This is a genomic window from Streptomyces rubellus (genome assembly GCF_036323805.1).
Lineage (GTDB): Bacteria > Actinomycetota > Actinomycetes > Streptomycetales > Streptomycetaceae > Streptomyces.
In genome coordinates, this window is record NZ_JAZDCX010000025.1 from 17,703 (window position 1) to 42,981 (window position 25,279).

Sequence of the window (25,279 nt, forward strand, 5' to 3'; positions counted from 1 at the left end):
TCCCGCGGCCCCTCAGGCCGCCCTGTCCGCCCCGCCCGGCGCGCCGTGCCCGTCCGGCCCGGCCTCCGGCGCCCGCCCGGAGCCCCCGGACGCCGGGGGCTTCCCCGTCTTCTCGGCCTTCTCGGCCTTCTCCCGCTCGGCGATGAGCCGCTTGGCGGCTGTCGCGTACATGTCCACGTACTCCTGGCCGGAGAGCTTCATGATCTCGTACATGACCTCGTCGGTCAGGGCCCGCAGCACGAAGCGGTCGCCCTCCATCCCCCGGTAGCGGTCGAAGTCGAGCGGCCTGCCGATCCGGATGCCGGGCCGCATCAGCTTCGGGACCACCTTGCCCGGCGGCTGGATCTTCTCCGTGTCGATCATCGCGACCGGGAGGACCGGCGCCCCGGTGGCCAGCGCGACCCGGGCCAGACCACCCGGCTTGCCGCGGTAGAGGCGCCCGTCCGGGGAGCGGGTGCCCTCCGGGTAGATGCCGAACAGCTCACCGCGCTCCAGCACCTGGATACCGCTCCTGATCGCCGCCTCCCCCGCGCCGCGCACCCCGGAGCGGTCCACCGGCAGCTGTCCGGCGCCCCTGAAGAACGCGGCCGTCAGCCTGCCCCTGAGCCCCGGCGTGGTGAAGTACTCGGCCTTGGCGATGAAGGTGACCTTGCGGTCCAGGACCGCGGGCAGGAAGAAGGAGTCGCTGAACGACAGATGATTGCTCGCCAGAATGGCCGGTCCCTCGGCGGGGACGTTCTCCAGACCCTCCACCCAGGGGCGGAAGGCGAGCTTGAGCCCGTTTCCGACGGAGATCTTCATGACGCCGTACAACAACCGGGAACCTCCTGTATCCGACGGACAGACCATATCCCGCCCCCGCCGTTCCGCCCCGTCGCTTCGCCGGGCCGTTCCGGTTCCCGCCCGCGCCGTCCGGCCTACCCGGTCCCCCGGCGCGCGCGTAGGGTGGCAGCACTCCCGTCCGCCATCCCGTCCGCCCCGGCGGGGTGCGCCGGGGCGGCCCCCGGAACCGTCCACCGACACGCCCACGAACGGAGATCGCGGTGCCCCTGCTTCCCGGTGCCGAACCACTGCGCCACGACGGCGGTGGGGTCGGCGTCCTGCTGTGCCACGGCTTCACCGGCTGCCCGCAGTCGTTGCGTCCCTGGGCCGAGTACCTGGCCGAGCGGGACCTGACCGTCTCACTGCCGCTGCTGCCCGGCCACGGCACGCGCTGGCAGGACCTGGCGGTCACCGGCTGGCAGGACTGGTACGCGGCGGTGGAGACGGAGTTGCGGCTGCTGCGCGGGCGCTGCGAGCGGGTCTTCGTCTGCGGTCTGTCGATGGGCGGGGCACTGGCGCTGCGGCTGGCCGCCCGGCACGGCGACGCGGTCGACGGGGCCGTGGTGGTCAACCCCGCGGTGACCCTGCCCAGGACCCAGGGGTACCTGCTGCCCTTCCTGCGCCATCTGGTGCCCACCGCGCCCGGTATCGCCAGCGACATCGCCAGGGAGGGCGTGACGGAGGTCGGCTACGACCGGGTGCCGCTGCACGCCGCCCACTCCCTGTGGGACCTCTTCCGGGAGGTGCGCGGGGAACTGCACCGGGTCACCCAGCCGCTGCTGGTGCTGCACAGCCGGGTCGACCACGTCGTGCCGCCGTCGGACTCGGCGCTGGTGCTGGAGCGGGTCTCCTCCCGCGACGTGACGGAGACGGTCCTGGAGCGGAGCTACCACGTGGCCACCCTGGACCACGACGCGGAACGGATCTTCGCGGACTCGTACGGATTCATCACCCGCCTCACAGCGAGGAAGACGGCACGTGACGGAGCGTGAACAGGGCCGCGGCGAGGGTCCCGAGCCCCTGAACGAGGAGGAGGCCTGGGCCCGGATCGTGGCCGCCTACGGCGAGGAGCCGGCCGACCCGCCGCCGGACGTCCTGCCCATGACCAAAGGACCCGGCGGGGAGAAGACCGGAGAGACCGGAGAGACGGAGAGCACGGCAGACGCCGGGGACGCCGGGGACGCCGGGGAGAAGGAGCCCGGCGGGGACCGGGGAGACGGTACGGAACCCGGGGACGGCGACCGCGGCGGGGACGACGGCGCGGCCGGTGATCCACCGGTGCGCAGCCTCACCGTGTACGCGGCGGGTTCGGGGCCGCGCGACTGGAGCCCCGCGGAACCCTCCGACGGCACCCCCGGCGAGGACGGCGAGGGCCACTTCGTGCCGCCCGAGCCCCCGCCGCTCCCCCGGGGCGACACCACCTCCAGGTTCGCCTGGCTGGCGGTGCTGGGCGGTCCGCTGCTGCTGGTGCTCACCGTCCTGTTCCAGCAGGAGGTGACCTGGTGGATCACCACCCTGGGCGTCGGCGGCTTCCTGGGCGGTTTCGCCACCCTGGTGATGCGGATGCGCGACGACGAGGACGACGGCTTCGACGACCCCGGGCGCGGCGCCGTGGTGTAGCCGGCCGGCGGTACGGCCGGCCGCGGTGACGGGGCCGCCGCAGGCCTCAGCCCGTACGGCCGCCCGTACCGCCCGGGTCCGCGGGGACGCGCAGGGCGGCCAGGACCGGCAGGTGGTCGGTGGCCACCCGCAGATCCGCGTCGCCGACCCCCGCGAGGCCGGCGGGCACCCCGCAGCCCAGCACCCCGACCGGTCCGGAGGCCAGCACGGCGTCGATGCGCTTGCGCGGCGCGCCCGCGGGCCAGGTGGGCCCGCCGCCCCAGGGCGCGGCGGCCCAGCCGTCCCGGAGGGTCCCGGCCAGCCGGCGGAAGGCCCGGCCGTCCGGCTCGTCGTTGAGGTCCCCGGCCACCACCGCGGCGTCCGCGCCCATGTCCGCCAGCCGCTCCAGGACCAGACCGGCCTGGGCGTACCGCTCCTCCTCGGCCAGGCTGAGATGGCAGCAGACCACCGCCAGCCGGGCGGCCCGCCCGAAGCGCAGCACCGCCGTCGCCAGCCCCCGGCGGTGCAGCCCGGGGGTGCGCGGCAGCAGGACGTCCTCGCTGCGCTCCACCGTGGCGCGCAGCGAGGACAGGATCATCGGTCCGGTGGCGGTCGCCCCGCCGGTGACGTACACCAGGCCCGTAGCCATGGCGAGCCGGGACGCGTACTTGCGCCACCGGAAGAAGCGGGGGGCCTCCTGGACGCAGACGACGTCGGGGGCGCAGGCCCGGACGACCCGGGCCAGCGCCTCCGTGTCGTCGCGCAGGGAGCGGACGTTGTAGCTGAGCAGCCGGACCACGGCCGAGCCGTCGGGCTCGGTGCGGGAGGCGGGCAGGTCGTCGAGCGTCATGGTCCGGCGTCCTCCATGTCCTGCGCGTGTCCTCCCCCGCCCGCCGGGCTCAGCCCTGGCGCGCCAGGTCGGCCGCGCCCACCAGCCCGGCCCGGCCGCCGAGCTGGGCGGCGAGCACCTGGGCGTGCGGCCGCCACTGTCCGCCCACCAGCCAGCGGCGGAAGGACTTGCGGATCGGCTCCAGGACGAGGTCTCCCTCGTCCGAGACGCCACCGCCGACGATGAACGCGGACGGGTCGAACAGCGAGGCCAGGTCGGCCAGTCCCGCACCCGCCCAGCGGGCCAGCTCCCGGAAGGAGTCGACGGCCACCGGGCAGCCCCGCCGGGCGGCCTGGCTGATGTGCCGGCCCTCGATGCCCGCGGGGGTGCCGTCGCCCAGGGCGAGCAGGATCTCCGCGCTGTCGGGGGTGGCGGCGGCGCGCTGCCGGGCGTAGCGGACCAGGGCGCGGCCCGAGGCGTACTGCTCCCAGCAGCCCTGGCTGCCGCAGCCGCACAGCAGACCGTCGGGGACGACCCTGACATGGCCGAACTCCGCCGCGACGCCGAAGCGCCCGCGGTGCAGCCTCCCGCCGATGATGATGCCGCCGCCCAGGCCGGTGCCCAGGGTGATGCACACGACGTCGTCATGGCCCTGGCCCGCGCCGAAGCGGTACTCCCCCCAGGCGGCGGCGTTGGCGTCGTTCTCCACGACGACCGGCAGGTGGACGCGCTGCTCGACCTTGTCCTTGAGCGCCTCGTTCCGCCAGTTGATGTTGGGGGCGAAGAGCACGGTGGCCCGCTTGTCGTCCACGTAACCGGCCGCGCCGATGCCGACGGCCTCGATCTCGTGCCCGGTGCTGACGGTGCGGACCGCCTCCGCTATGGCGTCGATGACGCCCTCGGCGGTGGACGGGGTGGGCACCTTGCTGGTTTCGAGGATCGTGCCCTCTTCGTCGACCACGCCGGCCGCGATCTTCGTACCGCCGATGTCGACGCCGATGGTGAGTCCCATGTGTCCCTCAGTTACTCGGTCGATCCCCGCTGTGCACACCGTACCGGAGGGCGGGGACCGGAACGGACCGGATCGGGGCCCGGACCGGCCCGGACGCGGGCCCGGCCGGGCGGCGGGTGCTCAGTCGAGATCGATCCGCTCGGAACCCGCGGGACCGTCCTCCCCGCCGCGCTCGCGGTCCCCCTCCCGGGTCCCGCCCCGGCCCTCGCCGCCGGGCCCGCCCGGGCCGGTCTCCTCCAGGTCGATCCGCTCGCGGTCCGTGCCGGGACTGGTCCAGCGGCGCTCCTGGTCCTCGACGGCGGCCCGGTAGGCGGCCAGCAACTCGCCCCCGGCGGCGGCGAGGTGGTCGAAGACCCGCGGGTTCCGTTCGACGACGGGCTCCACCGCCGCCCTGGCCTGGGTCACGAACTGCTGTACCACCCCGCGGGCCACCGGCCCGCCGAGTTCGGCGAGCTTCCCGGTGACCGCGTCGGCGAGGCGGCGCAGCTCCTCGGCCGCGCTGCCGGGCGGAGTCCCGTACCGCTCGCGGCGGCGCGCCCGCTCGGCCGCGAGGTCCTCCTCGCAGGCGGCGGCCCAGGCATCGGGATCGGCGTCGGGATCGGCGCCTGCGGGGCGCTCGGTGGCATCGCTCATGGCGGGCTCCTGGGGCGGTGAATCGCGGTGGGACCGTGCGGGACCGGAGAACCGGGGCCCGTCCGTGGTCGTCCGCGGCGGACGGGCTCTTTCCCCCGACGTTACCCGAACGCCCACTCGCCGTTGAGTGCCACGAGCCCCCGGCCTGTGCGGCTGGGTACGGCTCAGTCCTCCCCGGGCCACAGCCCGGGCTCGGGCTCGAAGCGCACCGCCAGCTCACCGCCGGCCAGCCGGGCCCCGGCCACCGTGCAGCGGCGCAGCACGGCGGGCAGCGGCAGCGCCCGGCGGAACGGCCCGGTGGTGACGATCACCTCGTCCCCGCGCCGCACCAGCGCCAGGGACTTCTTCACGGCACCGGGCAGCGGCAGCCGCCACACGAGCACCCCGTCGTCGGCCAGCCGGTCCTCCACCGTCCACGGCTCACGGACGGCCCGGTCCGCCGCCTCCGCCTCCCCGGCGCCCCGGAGCGGATCGGGGAGGATCCGCTCCCCCAGCCCGGCCAGGTCCTCCGGACCGGCCGGGTCCCGCCCCAGATGCGGCAGCTCGCACACGGCCGCACCGCCGGCCGGGCACTCGTCCAGCAGGATCTTGAGCGCCTCCTGCTGCCGGGCCGCCAGGGAGGCGAGCCAGGGGTCGGACGAGGCGGTGGGCAGCAGCCGGTTGGCGACCACCGCCTCCACGGTCAGACCGTGCAGCGCCAGTCCGGCCCGGACGGCGCGCAGCGCCCGGACGGCCGCCGGTCCCGGTTCGGTGACCAGCCGGACGGCCGTCTCCGGCGCGGTGATCACCCCCTGGACGGCGGCCAGCTCGCGGTCCATCCGCCCGGCGGCCTCGTACAGCGACCGCGCGGGCATCGGCACCCCGGCGAGCTGGGCCAGGACCGGGCGCAGCGCACGGGCGGCCTGCCGCTCGGGCGGCAGCAGCCGCCGCAGCCAGCGCCGCAGTTGCTCCGGCGCCGCCAGCGTCCGTACGGCCTGCTCGGCGGGCGGCATGTCGACCACGACCAGGTCGTACCCGGCGGTCGGGTGCCCGGGGGTGTGCGCGGCGCGCACCGCGCCCAGCAGGGCGAGGGCGTCGGCGCCCGGCGGTTCCGCCAGCTCGTCGTCGTCCAGCGGTTCGGCGCCCAGCAGGTCCAGGGCGGTGCGGGAGCGCTCCTGGAGGGCCGCGGCGCGGAGCCGGAAGTCGGCCCCGGAGTCGATCCGGACGACCCGCGGACCGGCCTCGGGGCCGAGCAGCCCGTCCAGCACCCCGGGGTCCTCGTCGCTCAGCAGCAGTGTGCGGTGTCCGCGCCGGGACGCCGCCAGCGCGGTGGCGGCGGCAACGGTGGTACGGCCGCTCCCCCCGCCGCCGGTGACCAGGAGGGTGTGCGTACGGTCGGCGCTCAGGGCGTGCCACCGCTCTCGACGCGCTTCTTCAGGCCGTCCAGGGCCCGGTCGATGATGACCTTCTCGGCCTTGCGCTTGATCATCCCGAGCATGGGGATCTTCACGTCCACGGTGAGCTGGTAGGTCACCTCGGTGCGGCCGCCGCCGTCCAGGGGCCGCAGGCTGTACACGCCGTCCAGGGCACGCAGCATCTGCGAGCGCACCAGGGACCAGCGGACCTCGTGGGGACCGGCCCACTCGTAGGCGAGGGTGTGCTCGTCCCTGATCGCCCCGGCGTCGAGCAGCAGCCGGACCTGCTCGGCGCGGCCCCGGTCGTCGGTGGAGAGCACCTCGGCCTCCTTGACCTCGCCGGTCCACTCCGGATAGCGGGCGAAGTCGGCGATCACTTCCATCACCTCGGCCGGTGCCGCCTCGACGATGATGCTCGACCTGGTGTGTTCGGCCATCCCTGTGGCTCCTCCGCTTGCTGCGCTCGCCCCGCGGTCGGCTGCCCTCCGCGAGGCCGTCTGCGGGGGAAGGCTACCGCGCGCGGCCGGGCGGTCCGTCCGCCCCCGCCCTCCCGCGCACGCCCCGGCACGGTCACCACTCCAGCACCCAGGGCCTGCCGGTGGCGGCGAAGTGGCCGACGTTGACGCACTCGGTGCGGCCGATCCGGGTACGCCGCGCCAGCGGCTGGTGCACATGGCCGAAGAGGGCGTACCGGGGGCGCACCGCGCGGACCGCCTCCAGCAGTGCCTCACTGCCCCGCTCGAAGCGGCGGGCGACGGTGTCGTAGCACAGCTCGGGCACCTGCGGGGGGATGTGCGAGCACAGCACGTCCACCTCGCCGAGCGCGGCGACCTTCGCGGCGTAGGCCTCCTCGTCCACCTCGTAGGGGGTGCGCATCGGCGAGGGCAGCCCGCCGCCGACGAAGCCGAAGCGCCACCCGCCGATGTCGGCGGTCCGCCCGTCCAGGACGGTGGTGCCCTCCGCCGCGTACTCGGGCCACAGCCGGGGGACGTCGACGTTGCCGTAGGTGGCGTACGTGGGCGTGGGGAAGGCGGCGAACAACTCGGCGTACTGGCGGCGCACCGCCTCCTCCAGGGCGGCGCCCCGGTCGACGCCCTCCCAGAGCCGGGCCGTCAGCTCACGGGCCTCGGCGAAGCGGCGCGCGGTGCGCAGTTCGACGTACCGCCTGGTGTTCCCGGCGCCGAACAGGTCGGCGAAGATGCCGCGGCCGTGGTCGGCGTAGTCGACGAACAGGACGAGGTCGCCCAGGCAGACCAGCGCGTCCGCGCCGTCACCGGCCACGGCCAGGTCCCGGCTGTTGCCGTGCACATCGCTCACCACGTGGACTCGCATGGCGCCCACCCTAAGGCGCCGGAGGGCGGCCCCGGCCTGCTGTCCTCGCGTGCCCACCGGCCTGCACCGGGTGCCCACGCAACCGCCGGACCTGCGGCGATCTCCCGGCTGTCAGGTGTGTGGACTACGCTGCCGTACGACAGAACCGTAGTGTGTGACGCACCGAACATATCGCCGCCGCCCCTACCCCAGGCCCTGTACCGGTGGGTAACGTCCGTGGCCGTCCCCTCAAGACTCCCCGTGTCTTGGGCCAGAGCCGACCGAGGCCGTCACCCGGCGGTCCCTCGGCGGCGCCGTCGAGGAGCATCAGTCTTGCGCGAGTTCAGCCTTCCGGCCCTGTACGAGGTTCCCGCGGACGGAAACCTGACCGACCTCGTCCGCCGCAACGCCGTACAGCATCCGGACGTCCCCGTCATCGCCCGCAAGGCCCCCTCGAAGGATCCCTCCGGCGGCAGCCGCTGGGAGGACCTGACCGCCGCGGAGTTCCTGGCGGAGGTGCGGGCGGTGGCCAAGGGCCTGATCGCCGCGGGCATCCGGCCCGGCGACCGGATCGGCCTGATGTCGCGCACCCGCTACGAGTGGACGCTGCTGGACTTCGCGGTGTGGAGCGCGGGCGCGGTGACCGTGCCGATCTACGAGACCAGCTCGCCCGAGCAGGTCGAGTGGATCCTCGGCGACTCCGGGGCCGTCGGCTGCGTCGTCGAGACCGGCGCCCACGCCACCGCGGTGGAGTCGGTGCGCGACGGCCTGCCGGAGCTGGCGCACCTGTGGACCGTCGACGACGGCGCGGTGCAGAAACTGGCCGACTCCGGTACGGAGATCACCGACGCGGTCCTGGAGGAGCACTCCTCCGCCGCCGACGCCGACTCCCCCGCCACCATCGTCTACACCTCGGGCACCACCGGCCGTCCCAAGGGCTGCGTGCTCTCCCACCGCGCCTTCTTCGCGGACTGCGGCAACGTGGTGGAGCGGCTGAAGCCGCTGTTCGTGACCGGCGAGGGCTCGGTCCTGCTGTTCCTGCCGATAGCCCATGTCTTCGGCCGCATGGTGCAGGTCGCGTCCGTGATGGCGCCGATCCGGCTCGGCCTGAGCCCCGACGTCAAGCACCTCGCCGAGGATCTGGCCGGCTTCCGCCCGACGCTGATCCTGGGCGTGCCCCGGGTCTTCGAGAAGGTCTACAACTCGGCGCGGGCCAAGGCGCAGGCGGACGGCAAGGGGAAGATCTTCGACCGGGCCGCGGAGACCGCGATCGCCTACAGCCGCGCACTGGACGCCCCGTCGGGCCCCTCCCTCGGACTGCGGCTGAAGCACCGGCTGTTCGACAGACTGGTCTACCGCAAGCTGCGCGCGGTGCTCGGCGGCCGGGCCACCCACGCCATCTCCGGCGGTGCCCCGCTGGGCGAGCGGCTGGGGCACTTCTACCGCGGCATCGGCTTCACCGTGCTGGAGGGCTACGGGCTCACCGAGTCCTGCGCGCCGACCGCCTTCAACCCGTACGACCGGCCGAAGATCGGCACGGTCGGCCAGCCGCTGCCGGGCTCGGCCGTCCGCATCGCCGACGACGGCGAGGTGCTGCTGCGCGGTGAGCACCTGTTCAGCGGCTACTGGAACAACGAGGCCGCCACCGCCGAGGCGATGGCGGACGGCTGGTTCCACACCGGCGACATCGGCACCCTCGACGCGGACGGCTACCTCGCCATCACCGGCCGCAAGAAGGAGATCCTGGTGACGGCGGGCGGCAAGAACGTCGCCCCGGCCGTCATCGAGGACCGCATCCGGGCCCACGCCCTGGTCGCCGAATGCATGGTGGTGGGTGACGGGCGCCCGTTCGTCGCCGCGCTGATCACCCTGGACGAGGAGTTCCTGCACGGCTGGGCCGCCAAGCACGGCAAGTCCGGGCTGTCGCGGGGCGAACTGCTCGCCGACCCCGAGTTGCTGGCCGTCGTGCAGCAGGCGGTGGACGACGGCAACGCGGCGGTCTCCCGGGCGGAGTCGGTCCGCCGTTTTCGGCTGCTGCCGGCTCAGTTCACCGAGGAGTCGGGGCACCTGACGCCCTCGCTGAAACTCAAGCGCGCCGTGGTCGCCAGGGACTTCGCGGCGGAGATCGAAGCACTGTACGCGAAGTAGTGTCCGGGCTGCGCCCGGGGTGCGGTGGGTACGGATGCGGTGTCGGGTGGGGTCGGGGCCAGTCCGGACACGCACCCCGTGCCCGGGCCCCGGGACGGGGCCGCTACAGCAGTTCCCGCAGCCGCTCGGCCAGCAGGTCCCAGCGCCAGCGCTCCTCCACCCACGCCCGGCCGCGCTCACCCATCCGGCGGCGCAGCTCCGGGTCCCTCAGCAGCGTGACGATCCGCTCGGCCGTCTCCCGCTCGGCCTCACCGCCCCCGGCCCCACCGCGCACCACCCAGCCGGTCTCGCCGTCCAGCACGGCGTCGGGTGCGCCGCCGGAGTCGCCCGCGACGACCGGCAGGCCGGTCGCCGACGCCTCCAGGTAGACGATCCCCAGCCCCTCCACGTCGAGCCCGCCCCGGCGGGTGCGGCAGGGCATGGCGAAGACGTCGCCCGCGCCGTGGTGGGCGGGCAGTTCCTCCCAGGGGACCGGGCCGGTGAAGCGCACCGAGCCGGCGACGCCGGTGGCCTCCGCCAGCCTCCGCAGCGTCTCCCCGTACGGTCCGCCGCCGACGATCAGCAGCACCGTGTCGGGCACCTCGGCCAGTATCCGGGGCATGGCGCGGATCAGGGTGTCCTGGCCCTTGCGCGGCACCAGCCGCGACACGCACACCACCACCGGCCGGTCCGCCAGCCCGAGCCGGGCGCGTACGGCGTCACCGCCGGAGCCGGGGTGGAAGGTCTTCTCGTCGACGCCGGGCGGCAGGTGGACCATCCGGGCCGCCGCCTGTCCGGTGAGCGCGCCGGCGATCCGGGAGCGGGTGTACTCGCCGAGGTAGGTGAGGGTGTCGGTGCCCTCGCCGATGCGGCGCAGCAGTTGCCGGGCGGCGGGCAGCCGCGCCCAGCCCGCCTCGTGGCCGTGGGTGGTGGCCACCAGCCGCTCCGCGCCCGCCCGGCGCAGCGCGGGCGCCATCAGGCCGAGCGGCGCCGCCGCCCCGAACCACACCGAGCCGCAGCCGTGTTCGCGCAGCAGCTCCGCAGCGCGGCGCGTCACGCGCGGGGTGGGCAGCAGCATGGTGGCGCGGTCGCGCACGACGGTGAAGGGCTGCTCGGCGTCGAAACGGGCGGTGGCCCCGGCGCCCTGACGGCCCCGTTTCCAGGTGGAGGCGTAGACCACGACCCGCTCGGGGTCCAGCCGCAGCGCCATGTTGTGCAGGAACGCCTGGATGCCGCCGGGGCGGGGCGGGAAGTCGTTGGTGACGATCAGCGTCTTGTCCATCGCCGCCGACAGTACCCCGGCCGGGCCCGGCACCCGCCGGGGGCCGGGTGCCCACCCGGTACGGTCGGCCCATGCGTCTCTCCCTCGCGGCCTGGGCCGCCACCCGGACCGTACTGCTCCTGTGCGTGTTCAAGGTGATCACGGTGCCGGGGCCGGACGTCACCAGTGACGTGTCGGTGATCTACCACGGCTGGTACGAGGTGCTGCGCACCGGCTCCTTCCCGGCGGGCGACGTCACCTGGCAGTACCCGCCCGCCGCCGCGCTGGCGGTCCTCTCCCCCGCGCTGCTGCCCTTCCTGGCCTATCCGGCGGCCTTCTACACGCTGGTCTGCGCCGCCGACGCGGTGGTGTTCGCGATGCTGCTGTACGCCTCCCGGCGGGCTCCCGAGCGCGGGCGCGGCCGTGCCGGGGTGTGGGTGTGGGTGGCCGGGGTGCCGCTGCTGGGCCCGACCGTGTACGCCCGCTACGACCTGATGGTCACCGCGGTCGCGGTGGCCGCGCTGCTGGCCCTGTCCCGCAGTCCGCGCGCGGCCGGGGCGCTGGCGGCCTTCGGCGCGCTGCTGAAGGTGTGGCCCGCGCTGCTGCTGGCGGGCACCCCGCGCGGGCGGACGACCCGGGTGGCGTGGGGCACGGCCGTGGCGACGGGGCTGGTGCTGACCGCCCTCTTCGCCGCCGCCATGCCCGGCGCGCTGGACTTCCTCACCCATCAGCGCGACCGGGGCACCGAGGTGGAGTCGCTGGGGGCCCTGGTCTTCCATGTGGCCCGGCACTTCGGCTGGGAGGGGCAGGTGCTGCTGAACTACGGGTCGGTGGAGTTCCTGGGCCCGCATGTGGAGACGGTGAGCACCGTGGCGATGGTGTGCTCGGCCGCCGCGTTCGGCTGGCTGCTGCTGTGGCGGCTGCGCGCGGTGGAGTGGACCGCGAGCACCGCGGCGGACGCCGCCTTCGCCGCGGTGCTGCTGTTCACCGTCACCAGCCGGGTGATCAGCCCGCAGTACATGGTCTGGCTGGTGGGTCTGGCGGCGGTGTGCACGGTGCTGCGCACCGGCCGCCAGGGACTGCCCGCGCTGCTGGTGGTGGTGGCGACCGGGGTGACGCTGCTGGAGTTCCCGGTGTACTTCGGGAACGTGGTGGCGAGTGACGCGCTGGGGGTGACGCTGCTGGTGCTGCGCAACGGGCTGCTGCTGGCCGCCGCGGTACTGGCGTGCGCACGGCTGTGGCGTACCACGGTGACCGAGCCCCGGCGGCGGGCCGCGGGCGGCCGGGACGGGGACGGCACCGCCGGCGCCGGCGAGGCGGCGGGCCGGGAACCGGCGGAGGACCGGCTGCTGTCCCGGTGATCCGCCGTCAGCCGCCCAGTTCCCGGCGGACGTGGTCGCGCCAGGACGCGGTGAACCCCGCCAGGTCCGTACCGAGGACCTCGCGGAGCGCGGCGTCCAGCGCGCGCTTCCGCGCCTCCCCACCGTCCCCGTCGCCGGGCGGGCCGTCCCGGCCCGTCCGCAGGTACAGCTCGGTCAGTTTCTCCTCGCCCCACCGCTCCGCCACCATCCGGCAGGCCAGCCAGCCGCCCTCGTAGGCCCGGGCGAGCCGGCCGCCGTCCCCGGCGAAGCCGAAGTCCTCGTCCGCGGGAAGCTCCCGGGGCAGCTCGCCGCGGCGCGCGGCCTCGGTGAGGCGGGGCGCGACGAGGGCGGGAGGCCGTCCGGTGCCGTGGTAGGCGACCCAGTCGGCGAAGCCCTCCGAGAGCCACATCGGGGTGGCAGCGGTGGTGTACCGGCGGGTGGCGACATGGGTCGTCTCATGGGTCATGACGATCCGCCGGCCCCGCTCGCCGAGCACCCCGTACGCCCGCGGGTTGACCACGATCCGCTCCGCGGGCTTCGCGTCCCGGCCGGAGCCGCCCGCCTCACCGGTGGTGACGGCCGCGATGCCCCGGTAGGAGGCGGGGTCGCCGCCCAGGAGCGCCGCCATCCCCTCCACCGAGGCGGGTGCCTCGACCAGCACCCGGCGGGACCAGTCGCGCGGCCAGCGGGCGGCGGCCGCGGGCACCGCGCGGTCGGCGTCGGCCGCCAGGGCACGCAGTTCCTCCTCGGGCCGGCCGACGCCGAGGACCAGGCTGCGTTCACCGCGGACGACGGTCATCCCGCCCTGCTCCCACAGCTGTTCGGTGCCGTCGCCGTCCGAGGAGACGTACCAGCGGTCCTGCCGCTCGGTGAGGGTCAGCCGCTCCTCGGCCCGCACGGGCGCGGTGTCGTACCCCGTCACGCGGTAGCTCAGCTCGGCCCGTACGGCGATCCGGCGCGCCCCGCCCCCGCGCTCCGGGAGCGGGAAGGCGTCGTCGCCGACGGCGGTGACCCGGTAGGACCACTGGCTCAGCGGCAGCCGGGCGAGATTGCCGAACACCGTGCGCTGGGCGGCGCGGTAACGGTCCGCCAGGGGGTCGACGGTCGCCAGATAGGCCGCCCGGTCACCGGTGAGGACGGCCTCGGCCTGCCGGTCCAGAAGCGCCTGGAGCGGCGCGTGCGACGCGTCCCGGTCGGTCGGCGGGCCGCCGCAGCCGCTCAGGAGCACCAGCAGCCCGGCCGCCGGCGCGGCCACCCGTGACACCGTCCGGCTCCGCCATCTCATACGCCGATCGTACGGACCCGGCCGGGCGGTGGGCGGTGCGGCGGCTCAGGGCCGGACCACGGCGGCGACCGGCATCATCCCCACCGGGTCGTACCGCACCCGCGCCCCGGGGTACGGGGCGTGCACCACCTGGCCGCCGCCGGCGTACATCCCGACGTGGCTGGCGTCCGACCGGTAGACGACCAGATCGCCCGGACGGGCCTGGCCCAGTGGTACGTGCCGCCCGGCGTGCAGCTGTCCCTGCGAGGTGCGCGGCAGGGAGACGCCGGCCCGGCCGTACGCCCAGGAGGTCAGCCCCGAGCAGTCGAAGGAATGGGGACCGGCCTGACCCCAGGCGTACGGCGAACCGACCGCCCGCCGTGCGGCAGCCAGCGCCGCCGCGGCCCGCGCCGGAACGCCCGCCGGTGTCTCGCGCGGGATCCGGCCCGTGCCGCGCGGGGCACGCTCGCGGGACGCGCGCTCCTCGGCCGACAGCCGGTTGAGCAGCCGCTGTGCCGCCCCGAGCCTGCGCTGCACGGCCGCCCGGTGCAGGCGCAGGCTCTCGTGCTGCCGCGCCAGTTCGGCGAGTTTTCCACGGGCCTCGGTACGCCGCTGCTCCAGCGCCTGCCTGGCGTGCTGGAACAGCCTCAGCCGGGCGGCCTCGCGGCTGGTGATCCGGTCCAGGACGGCGGCTCTGGCGAGGTAGTCCTCGGGATCGTCGGAGAGCACCAGGGCGAGTGCGGGGGCCATGCCGCCGGAGCGGTACTGGGCCTTCGCCAGGTTGCCCAGGGTGTCACGCAGACGGTTGACCCTGGCCTGGTCGCGGGCGGCGCCGTCCTGTGCCCGCTCGACCTGCTCGCGGAGCTCCGCCACGCGCTCGGCCGCCGCGTTGTACCGCTCGGTGGCCCGCTCCGCCTGTGCGTGGAGCCGGTCCACCCGGGCGCTCACCGCGGCCGGGCCGCCGGTGCCGGGGTCGGCGCCCGCCGGTGCCGCGGGCACCACCGACAGCACGGCGGCGGACAGCGCGGCGGCCCGGAGGACCGAGCCGGGAGCGCCGGGGCGGGCGACGGCGGGGGAAGTACGCCGACGAGAGCCGTGTCGGGTGGACCGGTGCGAGACCACGGTGGGGCCGCTCTCCCTTCCGCTGCGGAACTGCTGCGTGCCGTCCCCCGCGCCGTCCGGAGGGGGACGGCCGGCACGGGAAACGGCGAACGCAGACAGTATCCGCCCAGGCACTCACCGTTCACGCGCGGTGTCCCCGCGCGGCACCCGGCACTCCGCCCCGGTGCAGGTCACCGGCGGGGCGGACAGAAACATCCCCCGTCCGGGTTCACCCGGACGGGGGATGGGGAGGAAAGCGGCGGAGACCTCGGTACGGGCCCCGGTGGCCGTCAGACCCGCACGCCGAACATGAACGGCATGTTGTTGATGGACTCGTAGCGCACGTTCGCGCCCGGCTTGGGAGCGTGCAGGATCTGCCCGTTGCCGGCGTAGAGGCCGACGTGGTGCAGGTCGCTGTAGAAGAAGACCAGGTCGCCCACGGCCAGTTCGCCCTTGGAGATGCGCGTCCCGGCGTTCGCCTGGGCCTGCGAGGTGCGCGGCAGGGAGACACCGGCCTGGCTGTACGCCCAGGAGGTCAGCCCCGAGCAGTCGAAGGAGTTGGGGCCGGTGGCGCCCCAGACGTAGGGCGAGCCGACCTTGCTCTGGGCGGCGCTGAAGGCCGCCCCGGCCCGCCCGCTGGAGGGGGCCGTGCTGCCGAGGTCGACCCGCTCCGCGGAGGCGCGGTTGGCGCGCTCCTCCTCCTTGGCCAGCGCGGCGCGCTCCTGGGCGGTGAGGGTGTTCAGCAGTCGCTGGGCCTCGGAGAGCTTGCCCTGGATCTTCTTCTTCTTGCCCTCGAGCTCCTTGCGGGTGGCCTCCAGGTCCGCCAGCTTGTCGGAGGCCTCCTCGCGCTGCTGCGCGAGGGTCCGCTGCTTGGCCTGGATCTTCTTCAGCGCCTCGGTCTGCTTGCTGCTGAGCTGGTCGAGCGCGGAGGCCTTGTCGAGGTAGCTGTCGGGGTCGGAGGAGAGGAACAGCTGCAGCGAGGGGTCGATGCCCCCGGAGCGGTACTGGGCGGTGGCCATCGAACCGAGGCTGTCGCGCAGCTTGTTCAGTTCGCCCTGGCCGCGCGCGACGCTGTCCTGGAGATTGCCGACCTGCTTCTCCAGTTTCTCCTGCTTCTCCTTGGCGCCGTTGTACTTCTCCGTGGCGTGCTCGGCCTCTTCGTAGAGCTTGTCGACCTTGGCCTTGACGTCCTTCTTGGAGGGGGTCGGCTCGGCCTGCGCCGCCTGGGAGGACAGCGCGACCGCCGCGGCGGCGGTCGCGGTGAGTACGGTCACCCGGGTGCGGTTCGGCTGCTTGGGTCGACGGTGGGACGCCACTGGGGCGAGCTCCTTCTTCCTCAGCCGCCTGCCGGAAGTGGTTGGGGGCCAGTTCCCGGCTCCGCGATGAGCGCCGCGGAATCGGCGGTCCCTCCGCTGCCGCCCCGGTTGGGCGATCACCTGCGCGGAGGCTCGCGCCAGACACTAGCCATGTGCGCTGATCGCTTCAAATCCTCATAGGAAAAAACTCGTCCACCGGCCACATCCTTTACCATCGCGCCACCGCCCGCGGTCACGGCCTGACCCTGTGTGCCCGGTCTTCGGACATTCCGGACTCCCGTTCCGGCCGTCCCCGGAACCTTCCCGATACCGGGGGCGATTTTCGGACAGATTCCGGACCGCCCGGTACCCGCCCGTCTCAGGTGCGGCCCAGCCGCCGCAGCAGCAGGACCGAGGCCACCGGCCGGGCGCCGGCCGCCGCCACCCCGTCGGCCACCTCACGGTCCGCGGAGACCACCACCACCGGGCGCCCCGGCGGCTCGGCGCGCACCAGCCGCCGGATCAGCTCGTCGGCGGTCTGCCCGGGTTTGCTGAACAGCACCCGCACCCCCCGCGGGGGTGCCAGCAGCACCGGAGCCGCCAGCTCCGCGCCGTCGAACACACAGGTCACCTCGGCGCCCGTCTGGGCCGCCAGCCCCGCCAGCCCGCCCAGCAGCCGCAGCCGCTGCTTCTCCAGGGGCAGCGACGGGTAGCCGGTCTTGGTGACGTTGTAGCCGTCCACCACCAGATGCGCCTGGGGCAGTGCCAGCAACTGGTCGAGCAGCGCCGGATCGTCCTCGGCCAAGGCGCGCCGCGCGATGTCCTTCGGGGTCATCCGGCCCGGCTCGACCGCCTCCACGCCCTCCGCCGGGCGGTGTGTGACGGGCGGCAGGGCGAGTTCGCGCCGCAGCCCCTGGGCGGCGTCCAGCACCGTGTCCAGCAGCAGCCGCAGCCGCATGTCCGCCACGCTGCGCCCCTCCCGCGCCGCGCGGCGGCCGGCCTCCAGGGCGGACTCCGCCTCCGCCAGCCGGGCCCGCAGCCGCCGCGCCTCGCTCTCGGCGCTCGCCTTCTCCGCGGCGGCCGCGGACCGCGCCGTCTCCAGCTCGGCCCGTATCCTGCGCACCTCGGCCTCGCCGCGCTTGACGTCGCTCTGCGCGCTGCGCAGCCTGCGCCGCAGGACGTCGGCCTCCTTGCGGGCCGCCGCCAGCTCCGTGCGGAGCTGTTCGGTGCCGGTGCGCTCGGCCGTCCTCGCCTGCGCCAGCTCCTCACGCAGCCGGGCCAGTTCGCGCTGGGCCTCCTCGCCGGCGCGCTCGGCCTGGGCCCGCTGGGCCTCCTCGCCGGCGGCGGCCACCAGCTTGACCCAGCCCTCCGGGCGCAGCACGTACGCGACCGCCGCCACGTCCACCGGGTCCGCGGCGGCCGGCAGCGTACCGTCCTCCACCGCCTCGGACAGCTCCGGCAGCACCTCCCGCAGCCGCTCCGCGACCCGCTGCCGGAAGACCGGGTCGCTCTCCAGCGAGGCGGCCATGGCGTTGCCCGCGAACTTGATCCGCCGCTGGGGGGTGAAACGGGCGTACTGCCGCAGAGGGGCGGGGAGTTCGGCGACGGTGAACCCGCCGAGCGCGTCCCCGGTCAGCGCCACCACCCTGCGGCGCACCTTCTCGGGCAGCGGACGGTCGAGCGTCTCCTCCTCCGGAGTACGCTCACCGCCCGTCCGTTCCACCACCGCTCACACCCGCCCGTCGTCACACCTGAGCGCCGGGCCGGTCCACCAGCTCGACCTGGTCCACCGCGTTGCACCAGCGGCAGCGCACCGACTCGATCGTCTCACTGAGCACCTCGCGTTCCTCGACCCGGGACTCCCCCGCCAGGTCCAGGTGGACGTACTCCACCACCCTGCTGGAGCGCGTCACGTCGAAGCGGGTGAGGTTGCCGCACATCGTGCAGCGCCACCGCGTTCCTTCGTTCGGTCGGGGAACCGGCATCTTCTCGTCCTCTCCTCGTCTTCCTCTTCCGCGGTCTCTTCCGCTCCGCCGGCGCCCTGTGCGGCACCGGCGCTCCTGCTGTCCCGCTGTTCCTCCGCATCCCGGGCACTCCGAGTGCCCCGAAACGCTCCCGATGTCCCGCACCGGGGCGCCCGAAGGCGCCCCGGTGCGGGGATGTCCCCGCAACCCTACGGCCTGGTGACCTTCCGGTGCGCCGTTGCACACGGTCCGTATCCGAGCCGACACCCTCCATGCCGGGGCCGTACCGCGCCGCGTGCCGTCTCCCGCCCGCCCCCCGGGAACCGGCCGGGGCGGAACGCGTTCCCGTCTGCCTTCCCCGGGGGCCGGGCGGCAGTCCCCGTACCCGGCCGCCCCTCCCGGATACGCGGTGCCGCACCGGCGGCGGGCTACAGTGAGCGGGCCGCCCCCGAGGAAGGGAAGACCGTGATCACCTCGATCGTGCTCATCAGGACCAGCACCGACCGCATCCCGGAGATCGCCCGGCAGATCGCCGAGCTGGACGGGGTCAGCGAGGTCTACTCGGTCACCGGGGCACACGATCTGATCGCCATCGTGCGGGTGGCCCGGCACGACGATCTGGCCGAGGTCATCCCGGGACGCATCAGCAAGGTTCCCGGTGTGGAGTCCACCGAGACCCACATCGCCTTCCGGGCCTACTCCCAGCACGACCTGGAGGCGGCCTTCGCCATCGGGCTCGACTCGTAGGCCCCCGGGTCCCGGGGGGAGCGGGGCTCCGGGCCCGTCAGGCGTTGCTGGCGGCCACCCAGCGGTCCAGCACGGCCCTGGCGGCACCGGAGTCGATGGACGCCGCGGCCCGCTCCATCCCCGCCCCGAGCTGTTCGGCCAGCGGCGCGTCACCCGGCTCCAGGGCGACCAGCGCGGCGGCGGAGTTCAGCAGGACCGCGTCCCGTACGGGGCCGGTCTCGCCGTCCAGCAGCCGCCGTGCCACGTCCGCGTTGTGGGCCGGGTCGGCGCCGCGCAGCGCCTCCAGCGGCACCAGGGGGACACCGACGTCCCGGGGGTCGAAGACCTCGCTGCGGACCTTGCCGTCCCTGACCACCCACACGGTGGAGGTGCCGGTGACGGTCAGCTCGTCCAGGCCGTCGTCGCCGCGGAAGACCAGCGCGGAGGTGCCCCGCTCGGCCAGCACCCCCGCCATGATCGGCGCCATCCGGGCGTCGGCGACCCCGGTGGCCTGGGCGCCCACCCGGGCCGGGTTGGTCAGCGGACCCAGGAAGTTGAAGACGGTCGCGATGCCCAGTTCCTTCCGGGCGGCGCCCACGTGGCGCAGCGAGGGGTGGAACCTCACCGCGAAGCAGAAGCTGATCCCGGCCTCGGCCGCGACCTCGGCGACCCGCTCGGGCGTCAGCTCCAGATTGACTCCCAGCTTCTCCAGCACGTCCGAGGCGCCGCTGGCGCTGGAGGCCGCCCGGTTGCCGTGCTTGACGACCCGGGCGCCGGTGCCGGCCACCACGATCGAGGACATGGTGGAGATGTTCACCGTCCTGGCCCGGTCGCCGCCGGTGCCGACGATGTCGACCGTGGGACCCGGCACCTCGATCACGTTGGCGTGCTCGTACATCGCCCGGACCAGCCCGGTGACCTCGTCGACCGTCTCGCCCTTGGCGCGCAGCGCCACCGCGAAGCCGGCGATCTGGGCGTCGGTCGCCTCACCGCGCATGATCTGGTCCATCGCCCAGGCGGTGCTCTCCGCGGTCAGGTCCTCACCGGCCAGCAGCGCGCTCAGCACGTCCGGCCAGGTGTGCGCCGCCACGGTGTCGCCTCCGGTGGGGGTAGCAGCGCTCATGGGGATCACTCCTGGCGTCGTCGGACGGTGGCCGCCGCTCTCCGGGGAGCGGCGGGGACGGGCGGAGCCGGCGGCACGGCTCGCGGCCAGCCTAGCGGCGCGGCGCGGCCGCGACGTGCGCTGCCCGTACTCCGGACACACCGGGCCGGGCACGGGAGCCGGACGGGCCGAGGGGCCCCGGCCCTCCCGGAGGAGGACCGGGGCCCCTCGTGTGGCGACCGGTGTGCCGTCCGCTCTCAGTGGCCGTGGCCGTGACCGCTGGTGAGCTCCTTGTACTCCTCCGTCGTGGGCTTCGGCACCTGGCTGCCCTCGCCGTAGTAGCCGCGGCTGAGCCTGGCGCGGAGCTTCTGCACCGGGCCGACCTTGCGCCGCACGCCGTTCTCGTCCGTCTCCGGACCGATCTCCAGCGGCCGGTACTGCTCGTGCGCGGTGAGGGTGTGGAGCTGCTCCTGGGAGAGCGGCTCGTGCACCTCGACGAACTCGCCGTGCGGCAGCCGCTTGATGATGCCGCTCTCCCGGCCGTGCAGCACCTTCTCCCGGTCGCGCCGCTGCAGCCCCATGCAGATCCGCTTGGTGGCGATGAAGACGATCACCGGCACCACGAAGAAGCCGATCCGGATGAACCAGGTGATGGCGTTGATCGACAGGTGGAAGTGGGTGGCCCACAGGTCGTTCCCGCCGCCGACCAGCAGCAGGAAGTACACGCTGATCCAGGCCGCGCCGAACGCGGTGCGCGTCGGCGCGTTGCGCGGGCGGTCCAGGATGTGGTGCTCGCGCTTGTCGCCGGTGACCCAGGACTCGATGAACGGGTACAGCGCCATCGACGCCAGGATCAGCGGGAAGATGACCAGCAGCGGCAGCGCCACGCCCAGGTTGAGGGTGTAGCCGCCGGGCAGCACCATCTCCCACGCGGGCATCGCCCGGATCAGGCCCTCGGAGAAGCCCATGTACCAGTCGGGCTGCGCGTTGGTGGACACCTGGTCCGGCCGGTACGGGCCCAGCACCCAGACCGGGTTGATGCTGACCGTCCCCGCGACGAACGCGATGATGCCGAAGACCAGGAAGAAGAAGCCTCCCGCCTTGGCCATGTAGACCGGCAGCAGCGGCATGCCGACGACGTTCTTCTCGGTCCGGCCCGGCCCGGCGAACTGGGTGTGCTTGTGGTAGAAGACCAGGATCAGGTGCGCCACCACCAGGCCCAGCATGAGGCCGGGCAGCAGCAGGACGTGCGCCACGAAGAGCCGCGGGATGATCTCCGTTCCCGGGAACTCGCCGCCGAACATGAACATCTGCAGGTAGCTGCCGACCACGGGGACGGAGAGGATCGCGCCCTCCACGAACCGCAGGCCGGTGCCCGACAGCAGGTCGTCCGGCAGGGAGTAGCCGGTGAAGCCGGTGAACATCCCCAGCACCAGCAGCAGGAAGCCGAACAGCCAGTTGATCTCGCGCGGCTTGCGGAACGCGCCGGTGAAGAAGACGCGCATCATGTGCACGAACATCCCGATCACGAAGATCACCGCGCCCCAGTGGTGGATCTGCCGCACGAGCAGACCACCGCGGACGTCGAAGCTGATGTCCAGCGTCGAGGCGAACGCCTCCGACATGTGCACACCGTGCATCGGCACGTAGGTGCCGTGGTACTCCACCTCGGCCATGCTCGGCACGAAGAACAGCGTCAGGTAGACGCCGGTCAGGAGGACGATGATGAAGCTGTAGAGGCAGACCTCACCGAGCATGAAGGACCAGTGGTCCGGAAAGATCTTGCGCATGTTGGCCTTGGCCAGGCTGTAGACGCCCAGCCGGCCGTCGGCCCAGTCCGCGACCCGCTCACCGGCGGGTGCCTTGCCCCGGCGCTTCGGGGCGTCGCTCACAGTACTCATCCGCGCTCCCAGAAGCTCGGGCCGACGGGCTCCGCGAAGTCACCCTGCGCTTGGAGGAAACCGTCTTCGTTGACACTGATCCGCAGCTGCGGCAGGGGGTGGCCGGCCGGGCCGAAGATCACCCGTGCGCCGTCGGCCAGGTCGAACGTCGACTGGTGGCAGGGGCACAGGACGTGGTGCGTCTGCTGCTCGTACAGGGTGACCGGGCAGCCGACATGGGTGCAGATCCTGGAGAAGGCGACGATGCCCTCGTGGGACCAGTCGAGCTCCTGCTTGTCCTTGATGTCGCCGGGCTCCAGCCGGACCAGCATCACCGCGGCCTTGGCGATCTCCGCCATGAACTCGTGGGTGCCCTCCTCCAGGCCCTCGGGCTTGGCGAGGACCAGCGAGCCGACGGTGATGTCCTCCGGGCGCAGCGGCTCGTCGGTGTTCTGGTTGACCAGCAGCTTGCCCCGCTCCCACGCGGTGTGGCGCAGCTTGTCCTCGGGCAGCGGGCCCAGGTCGCGCAGCAGCACCACACCGGAGAGCGGCACCAGGGCCAGCGCGCCGAACATGGTGTTGCGGATCAGCTTGCGCCGGCCGAGCTGCGACTCCTTGGCGCCCTGCTGGAACTCGGCGAGGACCGTGGCCTTGGTGGGCTCGTCGGCCTCGATCGGGTGCCGCTCGCCGATCAGCTCGTGGTCCGACATCAGCGTGCGGGCCCAGTGGACCGCGCCGGCGCCGATGCAGAACAGGGCGATGCCCAGGGTCGTGCCGAGCGCGAAGTTCAGCGCGCTGATCCGGCCGAGCGGCCAGATCTGCACGTACTGGTCGATCGGGAAGAGCACGTACGAGGCGATGAAGCCGATGGTGGCCAGCATCGACACCGTGAACAACAGGGCGACCGTGCGCTCGGAGCGCTTGGCGGCCCGCTCGTCGATGTCCTGGACACGCGGCTCGTGGGGCGGCAGACCGGGGTCGGCGAAGGGGCTGTCGGATTTCTCCGCCGCCTCACCGGCGTGGGTGTGCTTGCCCGGCAGGTTCTCGCCCGGGGCGTCTGGGTTGGATCCGGTCTGGCTACTCATGACTTCCTGGCCTTGGCGGTGCGTGCCGCGACCCACACGGCGACGGCGATCATAAGGGCGAGGACGATCGTCCATCCGAACATGCCCTCGGCGACCGGGCCGAAGCCGCCCAGCTTGAAGCCGCCGGGGGACTTGGCTTCCTCGCCCTGGACCTCGTTGACGTAGGCGATGATCTCCTTCTTCTCCTTCTCCGGCAGCACGCTGTCGGGGAAGGCGGGCATGTTCTGCGGGCCGGTGAGCATGGCCTCGTAGATGTGCTTGTCGGAGACGCCGCCGAGGTCGGGGGCGTACTTGCCGTGGGTGAGGGCGCCGCCCTCACCGGTGAAGTTGTGGCACTGCGCGCAGTTGGTGCGGAACAGCTCACCGCCCCGTGCGCTGTCGGCGCCCGAGGGGTCGTACTCCTCCTCGGTCGGGATGCTCGGACCGGGGCCCAGCGAGGCGATGTACGCCGCGAGCTGGTCGATCTGCGCCTGCGTGTAGACCTGCGGCTTCTTGGGCGCCTGAGCGCCCGGCGACTGCGCCGGCATGCGGCCGGTACCCACCTGGAAGTCCACGGCTGCGGCGCCGACGCCCACCAGGCTGGGACCGTCACTCGTGCCCTGGCCGCCGGTCCCGTGGCAACTGGAGCAGCCGGTGGCGTAGAGCTTCTTGCCCTCCTCGATGGCGAGGGACTGGGCCGACGTGGTGTCGGCCTTCGCCTCGTCCGCGGGGGCGAACGCGGCGTACAGCCCCCCGGTGGCCGCCAGCGCGAAGAGTAGGACGACGAGCGCCGCCAGCGGATGGCGCCGTCGTGCGGAGAGCTTTTTCACGGATTACCCCGGTGTCAGGATCTTCTGCGTCGATGCTTCTGGCTGTGGCTGTCCGCCGCGCTGACCGCCGGCGGGACCGGATCTACCGGATCACTTGATCAGGTAGATCGTGGCGAAGAGGCCGATCCAGACGACATCGACGAAGTGCCAGTAATAGGACACCACGATGGCCGCGGTGGCCTGGTGGTGGGTGAACCGCCTGGCCGCGTACGTCCGGCCCAGGACGAACAGGAACGCGATCAGGCCGCCCGTCACGTGGAGGCCGTGGAAGCCGGTGGTCAGGTAGAACGCCGAACCGTAGGGGCCCGAGGAGATCGTGATCCCCTCGTGCTCCACCAGCTCCGTGTACTCGAAGACCTGGCCGCCGATGAAGATCGCACCCATCACGAAGGTGACCACGAACCACATGCGGAGTCTCTTCACGTCGCCGCGCTCGGCGGCGAAGACACCCAGCTGGCAGGTGAGGGAGGAGAGCACCAGGATCGTGGTGTTCGTCGCCGAGAACGGCAGGTTCAGGGAGCTCGCCTGCTCCTGCCAGTACTCGGATCCCGTCACCGACCGCAGGGTGAAGTACATCGCGAAGAGGGCCGCGAAGAACATCAGCTCGGAACTCAGCCAGATGATGGTTCCGACGCTGGTGAGGTTCGGCCGGTTGACCGACGGGTGCGCGTGCCCGGTATCTACTGCTGTTGCTGTCGCCACGCCGACATTATGTCGGTCGCTTATCCAGCCCTCACCTCGGGGGGTGCCCTTCGGTGTGTCCACCCGCCGGTTTCCTGCTCAGACGGCCCCCCGCGGCGCGCTCCGGGACGCTGACGGGCGCCGGAGGAACGGAGTAGCATCCGCCAACGACGGCTATTCGCACCATGGACGCCCCCATGGCCCCCGCGGCCCCGCGGCCCCATGGACCCCTGAGGACACGGAGGAACCATGCAGCCGACCGCCACGGTGCTGGTCTACAGCGACGACGCCAACACCCGCGAGCAGGTGCGGCTGGCCGCCGGGCGCCGTCCGGCCGCCGACGTGCCGCCGGTCGAGTACGTGGAGTGCGCCACTCTCCCCGCGGTGCTCGCCGCCCTGGAGGAGGGCGGCATCGACGTCTGCGTGCTGGACGGCGAGGCGGTGCCCGCCGGCGGGATGGGCGTGTGCCGCCAGATCAAGGACGAGATCTTCGACTGCCCGCCCGTACTGCTGCTGATCGGCCGTCCGCAGGACGCCTGGCTGGCCACCTGGAGCCGGGCCGAGGCCGCGGTCCCGCACCCGGTCGACCCGGTGGCGCTGGCCGACGCGCTGGCCGCCCTGCTGCGCGGCAGGGCGTCGCGTACGGCCGCCTGACCCGGGCGGCCCGCGCCGTCCCGGGCCGCCGGGAACGGCCGGACGCTCGGCGTGCCGCCGGGCGCACCGGCACCGGAGGCGGCGTGCCGCGGCGGGCCCGCGGGGCCCCGCAGAACGCCGCGCTCCCGCCGCTCCCGCCGGGACAGGATCCGGTCGCCGTGGCCGTCGCCGGGGGCCGGCGCCCGGTCCCGCTCCTTCTTCCCGCGCGTCCGGGCGGGGCCGCCCGGACGCGCGGTGCGGGGGAACCGGTGGGCGTCCGCGGTGCTCATGCCCCGTGCGACCGTGGCCGGCCGCGCCCCGGCCGGGGCGCGGTGTGCGAACTCGCCGCCCTCCGGAAGGCCGGTGCCGCCGGTACCGGTGATCCGTACG

General features: G+C 73.8%; 24 protein-coding genes. 6 read left to right on the forward strand and 18 right to left on the reverse strand.

The annotated features are described in order from the left end of the window. Positions 1-12 precede the first annotated feature (12 nt). Positions 13-801, reverse strand: coding sequence for a lysophospholipid acyltransferase family protein (locus V1L54_RS24205; RefSeq protein WP_330120229.1), 789 nt, complete (start codon positions 799-801; stop codon positions 13-15). Positions 802-1,043: 242 nt separating this feature from the next. On the opposite strand from V1L54_RS24205, the gene V1L54_RS24210 reads away from it, so the two are divergent. Further along, entirely contained in the window at positions 1,044-1,814 is a 771-nt protein-coding gene (locus V1L54_RS24210) for an alpha/beta hydrolase (RefSeq protein ID WP_330120230.1), read from the forward strand. Further along, positions 1,801-2,442 (forward strand): hypothetical protein, encoded by a 642-nt coding sequence (locus tag V1L54_RS24215; protein WP_330120231.1) that lies wholly within the window; start codon positions 1,801-1,803, stop codon positions 2,440-2,442. Before V1L54_RS24210 ends, V1L54_RS24215 begins: the two co-directional genes overlap by 14 nt. A gap of 46 nt (positions 2,443-2,488) precedes the next feature. On the opposite strand, the gene V1L54_RS24220 is transcribed toward V1L54_RS24215, so the two are convergent. From V1L54_RS24220 to V1L54_RS24245, 6 genes are all read right to left on the reverse strand, one after another. Further along, complete coding sequence (locus V1L54_RS24220; RefSeq protein ID WP_330120232.1) at positions 2,489-3,271, reverse strand: endonuclease/exonuclease/phosphatase family protein; 783 nt, start codon at positions 3,269-3,271, stop codon at positions 2,489-2,491. 49 nt (positions 3,272-3,320) lie between these two features. After that, positions 3,321-4,262 carry an ROK family glucokinase gene (locus V1L54_RS24225; protein ID WP_330120233.1) on the reverse strand — a complete coding sequence of 314 codons (942 nt, stop codon included), beginning with the start codon at positions 4,260-4,262 and terminating at the stop codon, positions 3,321-3,323. A 120-nt stretch (positions 4,263-4,382) separates the two neighbouring features. Beyond that, entirely contained in the window at positions 4,383-4,895 is a 513-nt protein-coding gene (locus V1L54_RS24230; protein WP_330120234.1) for a DUF5304 family protein, read from the reverse strand. Positions 4,896-5,059: 164 nt separating this feature from the next. Further along, the gene (locus V1L54_RS24235; protein WP_330120300.1) at positions 5,060-6,280 is read right to left on the reverse strand and encodes an ArsA family ATPase; all 1,221 of its coding nucleotides are present in this window, start codon (positions 6,278-6,280) and stop codon (positions 5,060-5,062) included. Then, positions 6,277-6,726, reverse strand: coding sequence for an SRPBCC family protein (locus V1L54_RS24240; RefSeq protein WP_100201397.1), 450 nt, complete (start codon positions 6,724-6,726; stop codon positions 6,277-6,279). The genes V1L54_RS24235 and V1L54_RS24240 overlap by 4 nt, the downstream gene beginning before the upstream one ends. 133 nt (positions 6,727-6,859) lie before the next feature. Further along, a complete protein-coding gene (locus tag V1L54_RS24245; RefSeq protein WP_330120235.1) occupies positions 6,860-7,621 on the reverse strand; it encodes a metallophosphoesterase family protein in 762 nt (253 codons plus the stop codon). A gap of 312 nt (positions 7,622-7,933) precedes the next feature. Between V1L54_RS24245 and V1L54_RS24250 the strand changes: the two genes are divergently transcribed. Next, complete coding sequence (locus V1L54_RS24250) at positions 7,934-9,748, forward strand: AMP-dependent synthetase/ligase (protein ID WP_330120236.1); 1,815 nt, start codon at positions 7,934-7,936, stop codon at positions 9,746-9,748. 103 nt (positions 9,749-9,851) lie between these two features. Here V1L54_RS24250 and V1L54_RS24255 read toward each other — a convergent pair whose 3' ends face one another. Further along, complete coding sequence (locus tag V1L54_RS24255) at positions 9,852-11,009, reverse strand: glycosyltransferase family 4 protein (protein ID WP_330120237.1); 1,158 nt, start codon at positions 11,007-11,009, stop codon at positions 9,852-9,854. A gap of 71 nt (positions 11,010-11,080) precedes the next feature. On the opposite strand from V1L54_RS24255, the gene V1L54_RS24260 reads away from it, so the two are divergent. Further along, entirely contained in the window at positions 11,081-12,349 is a 1,269-nt protein-coding gene (locus V1L54_RS24260) for a glycosyltransferase 87 family protein (RefSeq protein WP_330120238.1), read from the forward strand. Positions 12,350-12,356: 7 nt separating this feature from the next. Here V1L54_RS24260 and V1L54_RS24265 read toward each other — a convergent pair whose 3' ends face one another. From V1L54_RS24265 to V1L54_RS24285, 5 genes are all read right to left on the reverse strand, one after another. Further along, entirely contained in the window at positions 12,357-13,634 is a 1,278-nt protein-coding gene (locus tag V1L54_RS24265) for a hypothetical protein (RefSeq protein ID WP_330120239.1), read from the reverse strand. Positions 13,635-13,679: 45 nt separating this feature from the next. Next, positions 13,680-14,735, reverse strand: coding sequence for a C40 family peptidase (locus V1L54_RS24270; RefSeq protein ID WP_330120240.1), 1,056 nt, complete (start codon positions 14,733-14,735; stop codon positions 13,680-13,682). A 269-nt stretch (positions 14,736-15,004) separates the two neighbouring features. After that, a complete protein-coding gene (locus V1L54_RS24275; protein ID WP_330120241.1) occupies positions 15,005-16,030 on the reverse strand; it encodes a C40 family peptidase in 1,026 nt (341 codons plus the stop codon). 358 nt (positions 16,031-16,388) lie between these two features. After that, positions 16,389-17,735: an NYN domain-containing protein gene (locus tag V1L54_RS24280; RefSeq protein WP_330120242.1), complete on the reverse strand. Its 1,347-nt coding sequence runs from the start codon at positions 17,733-17,735 to the stop codon at positions 16,389-16,391. Between the two features lie 19 nt (positions 17,736-17,754). Beyond that, positions 17,755-17,994 carry a hypothetical protein gene (locus V1L54_RS24285; RefSeq protein ID WP_100201405.1) on the reverse strand — a complete coding sequence of 80 codons (240 nt, stop codon included), beginning with the start codon at positions 17,992-17,994 and terminating at the stop codon, positions 17,755-17,757. A 444-nt stretch (positions 17,995-18,438) separates the two neighbouring features. Between V1L54_RS24285 and V1L54_RS24290 the strand changes: the two genes are divergently transcribed. Then, positions 18,439-18,720, forward strand: coding sequence for an Lrp/AsnC ligand binding domain-containing protein (locus V1L54_RS24290; RefSeq protein WP_330120243.1), 282 nt, complete (start codon positions 18,439-18,441; stop codon positions 18,718-18,720). Positions 18,721-18,757: 37 nt separating this feature from the next. Here the strand turns inward: V1L54_RS24290 and trpD are convergent, their stop codons facing one another. From trpD to ctaE, 5 genes are all read right to left on the reverse strand, one after another. Further along, a complete protein-coding gene (trpD, locus tag V1L54_RS24295; RefSeq protein WP_330120244.1) occupies positions 18,758-19,822 on the reverse strand; it encodes an anthranilate phosphoribosyltransferase in 1,065 nt (354 codons plus the stop codon). Between the two features lie 236 nt (positions 19,823-20,058). After that, complete coding sequence (gene qcrB, locus V1L54_RS24300; RefSeq protein ID WP_330120245.1) at positions 20,059-21,702, reverse strand: cytochrome bc1 complex cytochrome b subunit; 1,644 nt, start codon at positions 21,700-21,702, stop codon at positions 20,059-20,061. Beyond that, the gene (gene qcrA / locus V1L54_RS24305) at positions 21,699-22,766 is read right to left on the reverse strand and encodes a cytochrome bc1 complex Rieske iron-sulfur subunit (RefSeq protein WP_330120246.1); all 1,068 of its coding nucleotides are present in this window, start codon (positions 22,764-22,766) and stop codon (positions 21,699-21,701) included. The genes qcrB and qcrA overlap by 4 nt, the downstream gene beginning before the upstream one ends. Continuing rightward, positions 22,763-23,575, reverse strand: coding sequence for a cytochrome bc1 complex diheme cytochrome c subunit (gene qcrC, locus V1L54_RS24310; RefSeq protein ID WP_330120247.1), 813 nt, complete (start codon positions 23,573-23,575; stop codon positions 22,763-22,765). The genes qcrA and qcrC overlap by 4 nt, the downstream gene beginning before the upstream one ends. A gap of 90 nt (positions 23,576-23,665) precedes the next feature. Continuing rightward, positions 23,666-24,277 (reverse strand): aa3-type cytochrome oxidase subunit III, encoded by a 612-nt coding sequence (gene ctaE / locus V1L54_RS24315; RefSeq protein WP_330120248.1) that lies wholly within the window; start codon positions 24,275-24,277, stop codon positions 23,666-23,668. A gap of 228 nt (positions 24,278-24,505) precedes the next feature. On the opposite strand from ctaE, the gene V1L54_RS24320 reads away from it, so the two are divergent. Then, positions 24,506-24,910 (forward strand): hypothetical protein, encoded by a 405-nt coding sequence (locus V1L54_RS24320; RefSeq protein ID WP_330120249.1) that lies wholly within the window; start codon positions 24,506-24,508, stop codon positions 24,908-24,910. The last annotated feature ends 369 nt before the right edge of the window (positions 24,911-25,279 follow it).